This is a genomic window from Micromonospora sp. NPDC047548 (assembly GCF_040642975.1).
In the GTDB taxonomy this organism is placed as follows: Bacteria; Actinomycetota; Actinomycetes; order Mycobacteriales; family Micromonosporaceae; genus Micromonospora.
Genome location: NZ_JBEYTI010000003.1, coordinates 130,481 through 145,029 on the forward strand (window position 1 = coordinate 130,481; position 14,549 = coordinate 145,029).

The 14,549-nt window shown below is 72.1% G+C and carries 16 protein-coding genes; 6 read left to right on the plus strand and 10 right to left on the minus strand.

Features of this window, described 5'->3' with window-relative positions; all coding sequences use genetic code 11:
* Window positions 1-166: 166 nt before the first annotated feature.
* Window positions 167-532, minus strand: coding sequence for a hypothetical protein (locus ABZ807_RS04055; RefSeq protein ID WP_357152558.1), 366 nt, complete (start codon window positions 530-532; stop codon window positions 167-169).
* Between the two features lie 31 nt (window positions 533-563).
* A complete protein-coding gene (locus tag ABZ807_RS04060) occupies window positions 564-908 on the minus strand; it encodes a hypothetical protein (protein WP_357152561.1) in 345 nt (114 codons plus the stop codon).
* 264 nt (window positions 909-1,172) lie between these two features.
* Between ABZ807_RS04060 and ABZ807_RS04065 the strand changes: the two genes are divergently transcribed.
* The 3 genes from ABZ807_RS04065 to otsB all read left to right on the plus strand — a co-directional run bounded on the left by ABZ807_RS04065 (window position 1,173) and on the right by otsB (window position 3,045).
* Complete coding sequence (locus ABZ807_RS04065) at window positions 1,173-1,613, plus strand: helix-turn-helix transcriptional regulator (protein WP_357152564.1); 441 nt, start codon at window positions 1,173-1,175, stop codon at window positions 1,611-1,613.
* Window positions 1,614-1,775: 162 nt separating this feature from the next.
* Window positions 1,776-2,129: a hypothetical protein gene (locus ABZ807_RS04070; protein ID WP_357152567.1), complete on the plus strand. Its 354-nt coding sequence runs from the start codon at window positions 1,776-1,778 to the stop codon at window positions 2,127-2,129.
* 91 nt (window positions 2,130-2,220) lie between these two features.
* Window positions 2,221-3,045 carry a trehalose-phosphatase gene (gene otsB, locus ABZ807_RS04075; RefSeq protein WP_357152570.1) on the plus strand — a complete coding sequence of 275 codons (825 nt, stop codon included), beginning with the start codon at window positions 2,221-2,223 and terminating at the stop codon, window positions 3,043-3,045.
* Between the two features lie 28 nt (window positions 3,046-3,073).
* On the opposite strand, the gene ABZ807_RS04080 is transcribed toward otsB, so the two are convergent.
* From ABZ807_RS04080 to ABZ807_RS04090, 3 genes are all read right to left on the minus strand, one after another.
* A complete protein-coding gene (locus ABZ807_RS04080) occupies window positions 3,074-3,844 on the minus strand; it encodes an isoprenyl transferase (RefSeq protein ID WP_357152573.1) in 771 nt (256 codons plus the stop codon).
* Window positions 3,845-3,890: 46 nt separating this feature from the next.
* Window positions 3,891-5,042: a geranylgeranyl reductase family protein gene (locus ABZ807_RS04085; protein WP_357153058.1), complete on the minus strand. Its 1,152-nt coding sequence runs from the start codon at window positions 5,040-5,042 to the stop codon at window positions 3,891-3,893.
* 154 nt (window positions 5,043-5,196) lie between these two features.
* Complete coding sequence (locus tag ABZ807_RS04090; protein ID WP_357152576.1) at window positions 5,197-7,041, minus strand: phosphoenolpyruvate carboxykinase (GTP); 1,845 nt, start codon at window positions 7,039-7,041, stop codon at window positions 5,197-5,199.
* 460 nt (window positions 7,042-7,501) lie between these two features.
* On the opposite strand from ABZ807_RS04090, the gene ABZ807_RS04095 reads away from it, so the two are divergent.
* Both ABZ807_RS04095 and ABZ807_RS04100 read left to right on the plus strand, forming a co-directional pair.
* The gene (locus ABZ807_RS04095) at window positions 7,502-8,038 is read left to right on the plus strand and encodes a GtrA family protein (protein ID WP_357153061.1); all 537 of its coding nucleotides are present in this window, start codon (window positions 7,502-7,504) and stop codon (window positions 8,036-8,038) included.
* A 63-nt stretch (window positions 8,039-8,101) separates the two neighbouring features.
* A complete protein-coding gene (locus ABZ807_RS04100) occupies window positions 8,102-8,818 on the plus strand; it encodes a GtrA family protein (protein ID WP_357152579.1) in 717 nt (238 codons plus the stop codon).
* Between the two features lie 100 nt (window positions 8,819-8,918).
* Here ABZ807_RS04100 and ABZ807_RS04105 read toward each other — a convergent pair whose 3' ends face one another.
* Together ABZ807_RS04105 and ABZ807_RS04110 are read right to left on the minus strand one after the other, a co-directional pair.
* Window positions 8,919-9,491, minus strand: a complete 573-nt coding sequence (locus tag ABZ807_RS04105) for a PH domain-containing protein (protein WP_357152582.1) — start codon at window positions 9,489-9,491, stop codon at window positions 8,919-8,921.
* A 128-nt stretch (window positions 9,492-9,619) separates the two neighbouring features.
* The gene (locus tag ABZ807_RS04110) at window positions 9,620-10,495 is read right to left on the minus strand and encodes a biotin--[acetyl-CoA-carboxylase] ligase (protein WP_357152585.1); all 876 of its coding nucleotides are present in this window, start codon (window positions 10,493-10,495) and stop codon (window positions 9,620-9,622) included.
* Window positions 10,496-10,580: 85 nt separating this feature from the next.
* Here ABZ807_RS04110 and ABZ807_RS04115 point away from each other — a divergent pair, with 85 nt between their 5' ends.
* Window positions 10,581-12,164, plus strand: coding sequence for an acyl-CoA carboxylase subunit beta (locus ABZ807_RS04115; protein WP_357152588.1), 1,584 nt, complete (start codon window positions 10,581-10,583; stop codon window positions 12,162-12,164).
* 125 nt (window positions 12,165-12,289) lie between these two features.
* On the opposite strand, the gene ABZ807_RS04120 is transcribed toward ABZ807_RS04115, so the two are convergent.
* From ABZ807_RS04120 to ABZ807_RS04130, 3 genes are all read right to left on the minus strand, one after another.
* The gene (locus ABZ807_RS04120) at window positions 12,290-13,141 is read right to left on the minus strand and encodes a hypothetical protein (RefSeq protein WP_357152591.1); all 852 of its coding nucleotides are present in this window, start codon (window positions 13,139-13,141) and stop codon (window positions 12,290-12,292) included.
* Complete coding sequence (locus tag ABZ807_RS04125; protein WP_357152594.1) at window positions 13,141-13,632, minus strand: SigE family RNA polymerase sigma factor; 492 nt, start codon at window positions 13,630-13,632, stop codon at window positions 13,141-13,143. Before ABZ807_RS04125 ends, ABZ807_RS04120 begins: the two co-directional genes overlap by 1 nt.
* Before the next feature lie 127 nt (window positions 13,633-13,759).
* Entirely contained in the window at window positions 13,760-14,503 is a 744-nt protein-coding gene (locus tag ABZ807_RS04130; protein ID WP_357152597.1) for a M50 family metallopeptidase, read from the minus strand.
* Window positions 14,504-14,549: the final 46 nt, after the last annotated feature.

Sequence of the window (14,549 nt, forward strand, 5' to 3'; positions counted from 1 at the left end):
AGGTGGATCTCCCCCGACCGGGGCGTGAACGGCACGGCGAACCGGCCGAGATGCATGCCCCCTGCGCGCATCCCGGCCGGTGGGACCACCGTCACCGGTCTGACGTGGCCCCGACGGTGCGCGTCCGCCGCGGCCGACGCACCGGGTCTGTCGGCGCGAGCGGTCCTCAGCCCTGCCGCCGGACGAGGGTCCCGGTCGGGTGCCGGCCGGTGACCGGCACGACCGGGGCGGTGAACGAGGAGCCGGTGTAGGTGGTGCCCTGGCGGCCGGCCGGGGTGCCGACCGCGGTGGTGGTGACCGTGGCGGTGGTCACCACCGGCGGCCTGCCCACCGGCCCGGCCAGGGCCGAGGCGATGGCGGCCTGGGCGTCCCGGCGGCGCCGGTGCCACGCCCCCCGGTCGCCGTCGAAGTAGCCCTGCCGGTAGCCGAAGCGGTAGCCGATCCGGTAGCTGAGCTGCCCGTGCAGCCGGCCCGCCGCGTAGCTGGTGGCGCCGAGGACGAGGACGAGGAAGACCGCGAGGAAGGGGCTCATCCGGCGGCTCCGCCGCGCCGCGCCGACCCGGTCACCGGTCCTCCGGCTCGATCGTGGTGGGGTCGACGACCAGGAGCCGGTCCAGGTCGTCGGTGCCGATCTCCTCGACCAGTTCGACGCTGATCCGGCAGCCGTCCAGGACCACCTCGGCGACCGAGGCGCGGCGGATCTCGCCGCCGGCGTCGTAGATCCGGACGCTCAGCTCCGGGCAACCAAAATGGGTACGCCAGGCGGTCCACTCGTCCCGGTCCCCCACGCTCAGTGACAGGTAACGGCATCCTCGGGCGAGGTAGAGGCGCCACGGCGCGCTCAGTCCCGCGGCCACCCCCTCTGCGATCAGGCCGAAGGCCTGGCCGCGGGTCGCGAGTTCGGTCACCACACCCCCCTCGCGCCGGGAGCGTGACGCATGTGAGCACTGATCGTCTCATGCACGTGACACACCGTAGATTGTCCCACGAGCGTGACAGTATCAGCTTTTCGTTCGGTTACCGCCACACCTAAGGCCTTCTATTATGCCCAGGTGACACCCCTCGAAAAGGCCCCTGGATCGTTAACCCGCGCCCGGAAAGAGCCGTCCCGTTCGCGTGACACTCGTCTGTGTGAACTCCCCGCCACGGCCGTCCGGCCGTACCGTCACGGGGTGACCGAGACCGCCCCCGCCCGGAAGATCGCCTTCGCCAGCTTCGTCCGCCGGGCCCTCGACGACGCCCGCGCCATGCGGGCCTGGACGGGCACCGAGGTCTCCCGCCGCACCGGCGTCTCCCGCCAGACCATCAACCGCTGGGTACGCGGCGACTGGGCCAGTGACCCGGAGGCGGAGCGGGTGGTCGCCTTCTGCGAGGGGCTCGGCCTCGACCCGGCCGCCGCCTTCGCGGCGCTGGGCTGGGACCGGGCCGGCGCCCCCCGCAGCGCCGCGCCGGCACCCCCGATGGACCCGGATGTGGAGGCGCTGCTGCGGCGACTGGTGGACCCGGACGTCTCGGAGGCGGAGAAGTTCCACATCCGGGAAACCATCCGTTACCTCGCTTACCGCCCGGCCCTGCCGGTCGACGTCCGAAAACGAGACGAACGGGCCGGGTAGTTCCTCAGATGGCGAAAGAACGCCTGGTCAGACCTCTTCGTTTCCCCACGGGCCGATATCGGGCGCGCTAGCGTCCCTATTCATACTGCTTGGGCTCGTCGACGGCGGGGGGACGGGACAAGGCCGAACCCAGCCCTGCGGGACAGAAGGAGGGGTCTGTCCATGACCCTGAAATGGTGGGCAGTCGTGGTCGCGGCGGTGTCGCTGACATCCTGCGTGACCGCCAACATCGCGATCAGCGCGATCGAGGGCGACCAGGTGCCGCTGGTCGTCAACCTCTTCGCGCTCACCACCGCCGGCACGGCGGTGGTGCTGGCCGTGGTCGCCGAGCTGCACGAGCGGCTCAACGACCGGGTCAGCGCGCTGACCGAGTTCCTGGTGGCCCGGCTCAACGAGATCGAGACGCACGCCGGGGACCGGAACACCGGATTCGTCGAGGGGTACCTGCTCAGCCACGGCCAGGAGGCCACGGTGGTGCCGTTCGGACGCCCGCGCCGGGGAGCCGCCGAACGCTGATCGACTACCCGGAATCGCCCACCGGCAGGGGTGTCAAGGCGTCATCTCGTGGCCACGAATGAGCCGCCACCGCCGGGGTACGCTGTCGCGCGTGCCGCCGTTGAATCTGGGCAATCAGCAGCCGAAGACCCCGTTGGACGCCGAGCACGCCTGGCGTACCACCGCCGCGCGGGCGGCCGACACCGTGCTCTTCTTCGACTTCGACGGCACCCTGGCGCCGGTCGAGGACGACCCCACCGCCGTGCAGCCCGCGCCCAAGGTGCTCGCCGCGCTGGAGGCGCTCGCCCCGGTGGTGCAGCGGGTGGCGATCGTCTCCGCGCGCCCGGTCGAGTTCCTCCGCGACCACCTCGGCGGCCTCGCCGGCATCGACCTCTACGGCCTGTACGGCCTGGAGCACAGCCACTCCGGGGGCGAGACGGTGACCGAGCCGGCCGCCCTGCCCTGGGTGCCGACCATGGCCGAGCTGGCCGACCTGGCCCGGGCCGAGCTGCCGGCCGGCGCGCTGGTGGAGTTCAAGCGGTTGAGCGTCGCGCTGCACTGGCGTACCGCGCCGGAACTGGGCCCGCAGGTCGAGCAGTGGGGCCGGGCGCAGGCCGAGCGGCTGGGCCTGAAGGTGCAGGCCGGCCGGATGGTGCTGGAGCTCAAGCCCCCGGTCGACCGGGACAAGGGCCTGGTCATCGGCGAGGTGGTGCGCGACGCCGGTGGCGCCTGGTACTTCGGCGACGACGTCTCGGACATCAAGGCCTTCGCCGCGCTGCGGGCCCGGGCCGCCGCCGACCCGGACTTCCTCGGCGTCTGCGTCGCCGTGGCCAACCCGGAGACCGGTCACGAGGTCGCCGACGCCGCCGACCTCACCCTGGAGTCCCCCGCCGACCTCGGCGACTTCCTCACCCGGGCCCTGCCCCACCTGACCTGAGCCACCGCCGCCATGCTGGGCCTGTGGGTCAGCTGCCGTAGCGGCGTTGGCGGGTGGCGTAGGAGCGCAGGGCGCGGAGGAAGTCGACGCGCCGGAAGTCGGGCCAGTTGAGTTCGCAGAAGTAGTACTCCGAGTGGGCCGACTGCCAGAGCATGAAGCCCGACAGGCGCTGCTCACCGCTGGTCCGGATGATCAGATCCGGGTCGGGCAGGCCCTTGGTGTAGAGGTGCTCGGAGATGTGGTCGACGTCGAGCGCGCCGGCCAACTCCTCGATGGTGCCGCCGTTCGCGGCGTGCTCCAGCAGCAGGGAGCGCACCGCGTCGGCGATCTCGCGCCGGCCGCCGTACCCGACGGCGATGTTGACCTGCGCGCCGCCGGCGCGGCCCCGGGTGCGTTCCTCGGCGGCCTTGAGTGCCTGCGCGTGGTGCGCCGGCAGCACGTCGAGCGCGCCGACCATCCGCAGCCGCCAGGGGTTGCCCTCCTCGGCCAGCTCGGTGGTCAGGTCCTCGATGATCTGGAGCAGCGGGTCCAGTTCCTCCGCCGGCCGGGAGAGGTTGTCGGTGGAGAGCAGCCAGAGCGTGACATGGCCCACACCGGCGGCGTCGCACCAGCGCAGCAGCTCCGTTATTCGCTCGGCGCCCATCCGGTGCCCGTCGTTGGGGTCGACGAAGCCCATCTCCCGCGCCCACCTGCGGTTGCCGTCGCACATCACGCCGACGTGTCGGGGCACCGGCTTGCCCGCGAGCGATGCCGTGAGGCGGCGCTCGTACGCGGAGTAGAGGAGGTTCCGCAGAGTCATCACCTTGCAGGGTAGCGACCCGTCGGGCCGATGGTGACCTCGGAGGCTAACTACGCGCCGAGAGACCGATGCCGATCATCGCGACCGTACGCCCGTCCAGCCGGCCGTCACCGAGCCCCAGCTCGACCACGCTCCGGTAGACCCGCTCGTCGCGGCGGGCCGCCCGGACGGCCGCGTCGACCATCCGTCGGTGCCGGGCCAGCCAGGCGGCGACCGAGCTGTGCCGCAGGTGCGTGCCGAGCCGCCGGCGCAGCGCCTGCGCGTACCGGTCGGCCGCCCGGCCCGGTGCCGCCGCCGCGGCTGCGCCGGCCAGGGCCCCGGAGAGCAGCGCGTAGAAGATCCCCTCGCCGGTGAACGGGTTGATCAGGGAGAGCGCGTCGCCGGCCAGCACCACCCGGCCCCGGCCGGGGGACGGCCGGTGCGTCGACAGCGGCAGGTGGTGGGCGCGCAGCCCGGTCACCGTGGCCGGGTCGGTCGCCGGCAGCAGCGCGGCGAGCCGGTCCAGCAGGTGCGCGCGGCTCAGCGGTTCGCCCCGCAGCACCTCGCCGTACCCGACGTTCGCCCGTCCGTCGCCGATCGGGAAGGACCACGCGTATGCCGGCCAGCGCGGCGCCGAGGTGACGATGAGCTGTTCGGGCGGGCCGGGCAGCGCCGGGGCGTACCCCCGGATGGCGAACGCCAGGTGACGGTCCGGGTTCGCCGGGTGGCCGAGCGAGCGGCGCACCACCGACCCGGCGCCGTCCGCGCCGACCACCGCCCGCGCGGCCAGTTCCCCGTCGAGCACCACTCGGCTGGCGCGCGGCTCGACCCGGCGGACGGTGTGCCGGCGCAGCACGGCGCCGGCGGCCACTGCGGCGGCGACCAGCCGGGCGTCGAAGACCTCGCGGGGCACGGTGTACGCGGGCCGGGGCAGCGCCCGGGCCACCGCCCCGCCGCCCGGGCCGACCAGGCGCAGGGCCGGCAGCGGGGCGTACCCGGTCACCGCGTCGGTCACCCCCAGCCCGGCGAGGACGTCCAGCCCGTGCGCGGCGATGCCGTCCCCGCAGGCCTTGTCCCGGGGGAAGTCGGACCGGTCGAGCAGCAGCACCCGGGCACCGGCCCGGCGGGCGGCCAGCGCGGCGGCCGCACCGGCCGGCCCCGCCCCGACCACGATCAGGTCGAACTCGTCGCTCACCGCGTCGCCTCCCACCCGGCCCATCCTGCCCGCCCGACGCCCACCAACCCCGCTGCCGCACCAAACGCCCCCACCCAGCGTGGTCAGCGCCCGGACGGCGGACGGCCGCCGGACCTCGGTGGTCTCGGCGGCCGTCCTCATGGGATCCGATGTTGCCCGGTACGGGCAACCGTCACACCTACTTCTGCGGCTGCTCCGCGTCGAGCCGGGCGCGCAGCGCGTCCAGCTCGGCCCAGAGGACGCCCGGCAGCTTGTCGCCGAACTTCTCGAACCACTCGGTGACCAGCGGGAGCTCGTTGCGCCACTCCTCCGGGTCCACCTTGAGGGCGATCCGGACGTCCTCGGGGGTCATGTCCAGACCCTCGACGTCCAGCGCGTCCTGTGCCGGGACCATGCCGATCGGGGTCTCGACCGCGTCGGCGGTGCCCTCGATCCGCTCGACGACCCACTTGAGCACGCGGGAGTTCTCGCCGAAGCCCGGCCAGAGGAAGCTGCCCTCGGGGTCCTTGCGGAACCAGTTCACGTAGTAGATCTTGGGCAGCTTGGCCTCGTCGCCGTCGGCGCCCTTGCCCATCTCGATCCAGTGCCGGAAGTAGTCGCCGGCGTGGTAGCCGATGAACGGCAGCATCGCCATCGGGTCGCGGCGGACCACGCCGACCGCGCCGGACGCGGCGGCGGTGGTCTCCGAGGAGAGCGTCGCGCCCATGTAGACGCCGTGCACCCAGTCGCGGGCCTCGGTCACCAGCGGGATGGTGTCCCGGCGACGGCCGCCGAAGAGGATCGCGTCGATCGGCACGCCGTTCGGGTCGTAGTAGTCCTCGGCCAGGATCGGGCACTGGGTGATCGGGGTGCAGAACCGGCTGTTCGCGTGCGAGGAGAGGCTGTCGCTCTCCGGCGTCCAGTCGTTGCCCTTCCAGTCGATCAGGTGCGCCGGCGGCTCACCCATGCCCTCCCACCAGATGTCGCCGTCGTCGGTGAGGCCCACGTTGGTGAAGATGGAGTTGCCGCGGTCCAGCGTCCGCATGGCGTTGGCGTTGGTCTTCCAGTCGGTACCGGGCGCGACGCCGAAGAGGCCGTACTCCGGGTTGACCGCGTAGAGGCGGCCGTCGGAGCCGAAGCGCATCCAGGCGATGTCGTCGCCGATGGTCTCGACCTTCCAGCCCGGGATGGTCGGCTCCACCATCGCGAGGTTGGTCTTGCCACAGGCCGACGGGAAGGCGCCGGCGATGTGGTAGACCTTGCCCTCCGGCGAGGTGATCTTGAGGATCAGCATGTGCTCGGCGAGCCAGCCCTCGTCGCGGCCCATCACGCTGGCGATCCGCAGCGAGTAGCACTTCTTGCCGAGCAGCGAGTTGCCGCCGTAGCCGGAGCCGAAGGACCAGATCTCCCGGGTCTCCGGGAAGTGCGAGATGTACTTCGTGTCGTTGCACGGCCAGACGACGTCCTGCTGGCCGGGGGCGAGCGGGGCGCCGATGGAGTGCAACGCGTGTACGAAGTCCGCGTCGTCACCCATCGCCTCGAGGATCCTGGCGCCCATCCGGGTCATGATCCGCATCGAGGCGACCACGTACGGGCTGTCGGTGATCTCGACGCCGAACATGGGGCTCTTGGCCTCGACCGGGCCCATGACGAACGGGATGACGTACATGGTGCGCCCGCGCATGCTCCCGCGGTACAGCTCCGTCATCGTCCGCTTCATCTCGGCCGGCGCCATCCAGTTGTTGGTGGGGCCGGCGTCCGCCTCGTCGACGGAGCAGATGAACGTGCGCTCCTCGACCCGGGCGACGTCCGTCGGGTCCGTCCGCGCGTAGAACGAGTTGGGCTTCTTCTCCGGGTTGAGCCGGATCAGGGTGCCGGCCTCGACCAGTTCGTCGGTGAGGCGCCGCCACTCCTCATCGGACCCGTCCACCCAGACCACGCGGTCGGGGGTGGTCAGTTCCGCCACTTCTCTGACCCAGGCGAGCAGCTTGGGGTGGGCAGTCGGGGCCTGATCGATACCCCGAACAGTAGCCGGAGCAACCATGACACATCTCCTTGTGGTCGACGCTGACCGTTCTATGGGTGCACGAGTCTGGCGGGCGCGAGCCGCGTCGCCATCGTGGAAACCTGGGATTGCGCTCAGCGTAAACCGGGCCGAGCCGCCAGTCAGTGGTACTGGTTGTGAAGAACTGCACAAGGTACAGCTCGGCTGCGGCATCACGAGCTAATACCCGCTTTCGCGCGCAGTTTCACGCAAATCCTGCGGCGAACTGTTGTCGGCCGTCGGAACGGACGATGACAGACGGAGGAACCGGGCTTCCGGTGACAGGCACGTCGATTGGACGAGCCGAACGGCGACCGGTCCACAAAGAGTCACCCGCCGCTCACGCGTGGCGGCGTCGGACGGCGGGGCCGACGCCTCCCGGGGCGCGATCCGGGCCGGCTCGCCGTTGCTGCGCGTCCGGCTCGCTCCCGACCGGTACGCTCGGCGGGTGGCCGCGACGATGACCGGGGACCAGCCAGGGTCTCCGCAGACCCGGCCGGGTCTGGTCCGCACACTGCTGGACCGCTTCGGTCACCTCGTCCGCGAGCTGAGCAAGTTCGCCACCGTGGGCGGGATCGCCTTCCTCCTCGACTTCGCGCTCTTCAACTACCTGGCGAACGTGCGCGGCGTCGAGCAGGTGACCGCCAAGGCGATCTCCACCGTCATCGCCGCCACCGTCGCCTTCGTGGGCAACCGGTTCTGGACCTGGCGCCACCGCAAGCGCTCCAACCCGGCCCGCGAGTACGCACTGTTCTTCTTCTTCAACGGGGTGGGCCTGGGCATCGCCGTGGGCTGCCTGGCGATCAGCCGGTACGGCCTGGGCAGCATCTGGCCGGCGGTGTTCCAGACGCCACTGGCCGACAACGTCGCCAGCTTCATCGTCGGCACCGGCCTGGGGACGCTGTTCCGCTTCTGGTCGTACCGACGGTTCGTCTTCGTGGAAGCGGGAAAGCCCTCGGTTCCGGAGGCGGCGCACGAGCGGCCGCCAGGGGCGTGACCTGCCGCCCACCTCGTCCGGCCGGAACCTGCCGGCCCCGTCTACTGCCCTAAGGTGTTCCGCATGCGTCTTGTCCGTCTGCTGCCCGAGCGCTGGCAGAAGTTCATCCACGAGGCGCTCAAATTCGGTGTCGTCGGAGGCATCAACACCGTCATCAATTACGCGGTGTTCAACATCCTGGCACTCACCGTCTTTGTCGACGGCCAACTGAAGGCGACCGTGATCGCCACCGCAGTGGCGACGATCACGTCGTATCTGATGAATCGGCACTGGACGTACCGGGATCGACCTAAATCCGCGCTGAAGAGGGAATACGCCCTGTTTTTCCTCTTCAACGCGACCGGCCTGGTGATCGAGCTGGGCGTCCTCGCCGCCGCCAAGTACGGCCTGGGCGTGCACAGCCTGCTCGCGCTCAACGTGGCGAAGACCGGCGGCGTGCTGCTGGCCACCATGTTCCGGTTCTGGTCGTACCGGACGTTCGTGTTCCAGCCGGCGCCCGCGCACGCCGAGAAAACCTGGCACAGCATCCACCGCGACGAGTGGGACACCATGGCCGAGATGGACCCGGTGGCGGAGCTGGCCGAGTCGGTCAGCGAGCTGGAGGAGGCCCAGCAGCAGCCGGGGCGGCGCCAGGACGCCCCGGCCGCCGAGCCGGTCTTCAAGCAGCCGAAGGGACGTCCGGCCCCGCTCGACGCGGGCCTGGGCAGCACGATCGGCGCCGACCTCGACGCCGAACTGGCCGCGGAGCTGCACGCCGGCACCCGCCGCCCGCGCCGCTGACCCGTCCGGGCCACCCGGGTCCCTGCCTGTCGCCGCCGTGGCGGTGTCCGAACATGTCGGACACCGCCACGTCCACGAACCGGAGCCGATGCGGAACCGGTCAGCTGGTGGGGTCGCGCAGCGGCTTGCCCTCGCGCATGTCGGCCAGGATGTCGCGCATCTCGCCGTCGCCCAGCGAGTGCTTGTCGTGGTGGGCCTCGACCAGCTCGTAGAGCTTGGTCTGGACCCGGCCCACGGACGGGACGTCGCGCAGCACGGACTGGCCGCGCTCCCCCGCCGACTCGATGGTCAGCGTGCCGCAGCCGAGCAGCCGCTCGACGAAACGCTGGCTCATCGAATGGTCGTTGATCCGGGTCAGCGGGATGTCCCGCCGGTCCCGGGAGAACACACCCTGCTGGAGCAGCACCCGCTCGTTGGTGAAGAGGTAGTGCGTGGTGCGCCAGACCAGGAACGGCCACAGGCCCAGCCAGAGCGCCAGCAGCAGGACCAGCCCGGCGATCACGTACAGCGCGATCGTGCCGCCGTCGCCCTCGGGCAGCAGGACCCAGCCCGCCACCACGGCGGCAACGCCGAGGACCAGCACCAGGATCGGCCGCAGCAGGGCCTTCCAGTGCGGGTGCAGGTGCAGGACGACGTGCTCGTCCTCGGTGAGCACGTCTTCGGGGAACGCCACGGGGAACCTCCTAGGCACGGATCGGACGCGCTGACCGTAACCGGTCGCCGCGACCCGGCGGATCAGCCGCGCGGCCCCGATCGCGCCCCGCGCACGAACGGACCGCCACCCGATCCCGGCCGGGGGCCTCAGCGCAGGTGCAACACGTCCCCGGCGGCCAGCCGCCGCTCGCCGGCACCCGTGTCGACCAGCAGCTGGCCGTCGGCGTCCACGCCGGCGGCGAGGCCGGTCAGCTCGGCACCGTCGGGCAGCAGCACCCGTACCCGCCGGCCGACCGTGGCGCAGGAGGCGAGGTAGGCGTCGCGCAGGCCGCTGGCCACCGCGTCGCCGCCGGCCGTGCGCCAGCGGTCGTACCAGTCGCCGAGCGCGCGGAGCAGCGCCCGCAGCAGCGGGTCCCGGTCGGTGGCCGCCGCGCCGGCCAGTTGCAGCGAGGTGGCCGGCAGGCCGGTCGGGTTCTCCGGCAGCTCGTCGGCGCGGAGCGTGACGTTGAGCCCCATCCCCAGCACGATCGCGGGCGGCTCCGCCGGGGACGTGCCCGGCACCGCCTCGGCCAGGATGCCGGCGCACTTGGCGTCGCCGATCAGCAGGTCGTTCGGCCACTTCAGCCGGGCGTCCAGCTCGGCCAGCCGGGCCACCGCCTCGACCAGTGCGACGCCGGCGAGCAGCGGCAGCCAGCCGTACCCGCTGGGGGGCGCCGGCGGCCAGTTACGGTCGGCGACGGCCTCGCCGGGCCGGAGCAGGACGCTGGTCGCGATGCCGGCCCGGGCCGGCGACTGCCAGACCCGGCCGCGCCGGCCCCGCCCGGCGGTCTGCCGCTCGGCGACCACCACCAGGCCCTCCGGCTCACCGGCCCGGGCGGCCGCCACCGCGTCGGCGTTGGTGGAGCCGGTCTCGGCCCGCAGGTCGAGCCGGCGCCACGGCCCCTGCGGCGCGGTCAGCGCGCGGGCCAGCCGCGCCGCCGACAGCGGCGGGCGGTCCAGATCGGTGTACGGCGAGCCCGGCATCCCGCCAGCCTACGGGCCCGGCGACGGAGGGTACTGAGGTGTACTGCACAGCGGCACCGTCCTGAACCATCGTTATATTCCCTGGGTGACTACCGAGACCGGGATCAACATCCACAGCACCGCGGGCAAGCTGGCGGACCTGGAGCGCCGGGTCGACGAGGCGGTGCACGCCGGGTCGGCGCGCGCGGTCGAGAAGCAGCACGCGAGGGGCAAGAAGACCGCCCGGGAGCGGATCGAGCTGCTGCTCGACGAGGGCTCCTTCGTCGAACTGGACGAGCTGGCCCGGCACCGGTCCACCAACTTCGGGCTGGAGAAGACCCGCCCGTACGGCGACGGCGTGGTCACCGGCTACGGCACCGTGGACGGCCGGCAGGTCTGCGTCTTCGCCCAGGACTTCACGGTCTTCGGCGGCTCCCTCGGCGAGGTCTTCGGCGAGAAGATCGTCAAGGTGATGGACCTGGCCATGAAGATCGGCTGCCCGGTGGTCGGCATCAACGACTCCGGCGGCGCCCGGATCCAGGAGGGGGTCGCCTCCCTCGGCCTCTACGGCGAGATCTTCTTCCGCAACGTCCGAGCCAGCGGCGTCATCCCGCAGATTTCGCTGATCATGGGTCCGTGCGCGGGTGGCGCGGTCTACTCCCCGGCGGTCACCGACTTCACCGTGATGGTCGACCAGACCTCGCACATGTTCATCACCGGCCCCGACGTGATCAAGACGGTCACCGGTGAAGACGTCGGGATGGAGGAGCTGGGCGGCGCCCGCACCCACAACTCGCGCAGCGGCAACGCGCACTACCTCGCCAGCGACGAGTCCGACGCGATCGAGTACGTCAAGGCGCTGCTGTCGTACCTGCCGTCGAACAACCTCGACGAGCCGATCGTCTACGAGGCCCCGGCCGACCTGGCGATCAGCGGTGAGGACCGGGAGCTGGACACGCTGATCCCGGACTCGGCCAACCAGCCGTACGACATGCACCGGGTCATCGAGCACGTGCTCGACGACGGCGAGTTCCTGGAGGTGCAGCCGCTCTACGCGCAGAACCTCCTGATCGGCTACGGCCGGGTCGAGGGCCGCCCGGTCGGCGTGGTGGCCAACCAACCGATGCACTTCGCCGGCACCCTGGACATCGCCGCCTCGGAGAAGGCCGCCCGGTTCGTGCGCACCTGCGACGCGTTCAACATCCCGGTGCTGACCTTCGTGGACGTTCCCGGCTTCCTCCCCGGCACCGGCCAGGAATGGGACGGGATCATCCGGCGGGGCGCCAAGCTGATCTACGCGTACGCCGAGGCCACCGTCCCCAAGGTCACCGTCATCACCCGCAAGGCGTACGGCGGCGCGTACGACGTGATGGGCTCGAAGCACCTCGGCGCGGACCTGAACTTCGCCTGGCCGACGGCGCAGATCGCGGTGATGGGCGCGCAGGGCGCGGTGAACATCCTCCACCGCTCGGACCTGGCCGCCGCCGAGGACCCGGCCGCCGTACGCGCCGAGAAGATCGCCGAGTACGAGGACACCCTCGCCAACCCGTACATCGCCGCCGAGCGCGGGTACGTCGACAGTGTCATCCCGCCGCACGAGACGCGCACCCAGATCGTCCGCGCGCTGCGGGTGCTGCGTACCAAGCGCGAGACCCTGCCACCGAAGAAGCACGGCAACATCCCGCTCTGACCCCACCCCGCGCCGCCCACGACACGGCGCGCGTGCCCGCAAGATCCGCGCAACCTCAGGGAAAGTTGTCCCTCCCCGGCGTGGGAGGCCGCCGTTTCCCTGAAGTTGCGCGGATCGAGGGCGGGTCAGCAGGACGGGTTGGCGGCGACGCACATGCGCTGGGCGGCCACCCGGGCAAGGCGGACCAGTTCCGCCTCGGTGGTCGGTTCCTGGATGAGCACGGTCACCAGGTCACCGACCCGCACCACCACGGCCGCTTCCGGCATCGACGGGCGGCCCGGGGCCTGCCCGCTGACCGCGTCGTAGGTCGCGGAGACGGAGTGGCGCAGCAGGAGCGACTCGTCGCCGGCGAAATCCCGCCGGGGGACGTCCCAGCGGTGCACGTCCTCGACGGTGAGGGACTCGCCGCCCCACTCGATCGACCGCACCTCCCGCCACTCCCGGCAGAAGACGAGTTGCCGGCGCAGCTCCTCGAAGAACCGCACGGCCGTGTCGCCCCGCATCCGGTGCAGGTCCTGGACGACCAGGACGTCGCTGAGCCGCCGCTCGCCGCTCGCCGCTCGCAGCACCGTCTGGGACCGGCTCACCCATGACTCCTTCGCCGACGCACCGGAGGCGCACCTGCCCAGTCCTACGCCCACGTCGACGGTCTCGCCCAGGCCGGCCTCGCTGAGCTGGAGGCCCGTCCGCTCCCTCAGGTCTTCCTGGTGCAGCAGCGCCTCCCGCGTGATCTCGACCCGGGTCACCGGCGCGATCGGCTCCGCCGAGGACGCCGCCGGGGGCAGCCCTTTCCGCCCGGGCCAGTCCCCGACCGCCACGGCGGTGGTGGAGGCGACGACGAGCACCGCGACAGCCGCCGTCAGTGCCGTACGCCGGCTGCGCCGCCGGGCCAGGGCCCTTATCTCCGCCGGCTCGGCCCAGCGGACCTCGCGCAGGTCCCGGTGCAGCCGGTCGACGAAACTCAGGTCCTCACGCATCAGGCCTCCTCCAGGTCAGAGACGGCGAGCAGCCCGGCCAGCGCGGTGCGCCCCCGGGAGAGCCGGGCCTTCACCGTGCCGACCGGTGCCTCGGTCTGCCGGGCCACCTCGGCCACGGGCATGCCGAGCAGGTAGTACAGGGCGAGGGCGGTGCGCTGCTCCTCGGGCAGCCGGCGCAGCGCGGCGACCACGTCGACCGTGTCGACGCCGGGGGCGGGCACGCTCTCCTCGGCCCCGTGCCGCAGGTACGTCCGGGCCCGGCTGCGCAGGCTGCGCCAGCGGCTGACCGCGATCCGGGAGGCCACCACCCGCACCCACGCCTCCGGGTCGTCGTACCCGCCCACCGTCGACCAGCGCTGCCAGGCCCGGATGTACGCCTCCTGGACGGCGTCCTGCGCCTCGGCCAGGTTGCCCGTCAACACGTAGACGAAGCCGAGCAACCGTTGCCGGCTGCCCCGGTAGAACTCGTCGAACCCGTCGACGTCCGACACCTGCTTACCTCCCCGTGGCGGTCGGAGGTGACACGCGCGGCGGCACCGCGCCGGTTGCCGGATCAGCCGATCATCTTCGCCGGCTCGGCCGGCGGGAAGCCGCCGGCCGTTCCGGTTCCCGCTGTGTTCAGTGGGTCAGGCCGGCGTCGGTGAGGATCGGGCCGGCGAGCAGTGCCGCACCGACGGCCAGGGCGAGCAGGTTCACCAGACCGAACACGGTCACCCAGAACAGCGCGGGGAAGGGGGTCAGCCGGGCGAGCTGGTCGGCGTCGGACTGCGGCATCCGTCCCCGGCTGCGCACCCGTTGCAGCTCCACCACCGGCCGTACGCCGGCGAGGAGCAGGAACCAGACCGAGGTCCAGGCGAAGGCGGCCTGTACCTGCGGCGGGGCGTACCAGGAGACGGCGAGCACCACCCCGCCGGTGACCAGCAGCGACAGCACGCCGAAGACGTTGCGGATCAGCACCAGCATGGCCAGCAGCAGCGCCACCGCCACCCAGAGCAGCAGGGTGATCCGGTTGCCACCGAGCAGCCCGGCGCCCGCGAGGCCGACCAGCGACGGGGTGACGTACCCGGCCAGCAGGGTGAGGATCATGCCGGGGCCGGTGGGACGGCCGGCCGAGAGGGTGAGGCCGGAGGTGTCCGAGTGCAGCCGGATGCCGCGCAGCCGACGCCCGGTGAGCAGGGCGGCCAGCGCGTGGCCGCCCTCGTGCGCGATGGTCACCGCGTTGCGGGCGATCCGCCAGGGCAGCCGGGTGGCGACCACCGCCAGCGCGACGACGGCGGTGACCAGGACGAGCAGCGGGGGTGGGTCGGGCTGCGCGCTGAAGAGCTTGTCCCACAGGTCGCCCAGCCCGTCGATCGACACCATGGGCGGGGAGCCTACCGGCCCCAGCTGGTGTGGTTCCGTGGGTGCG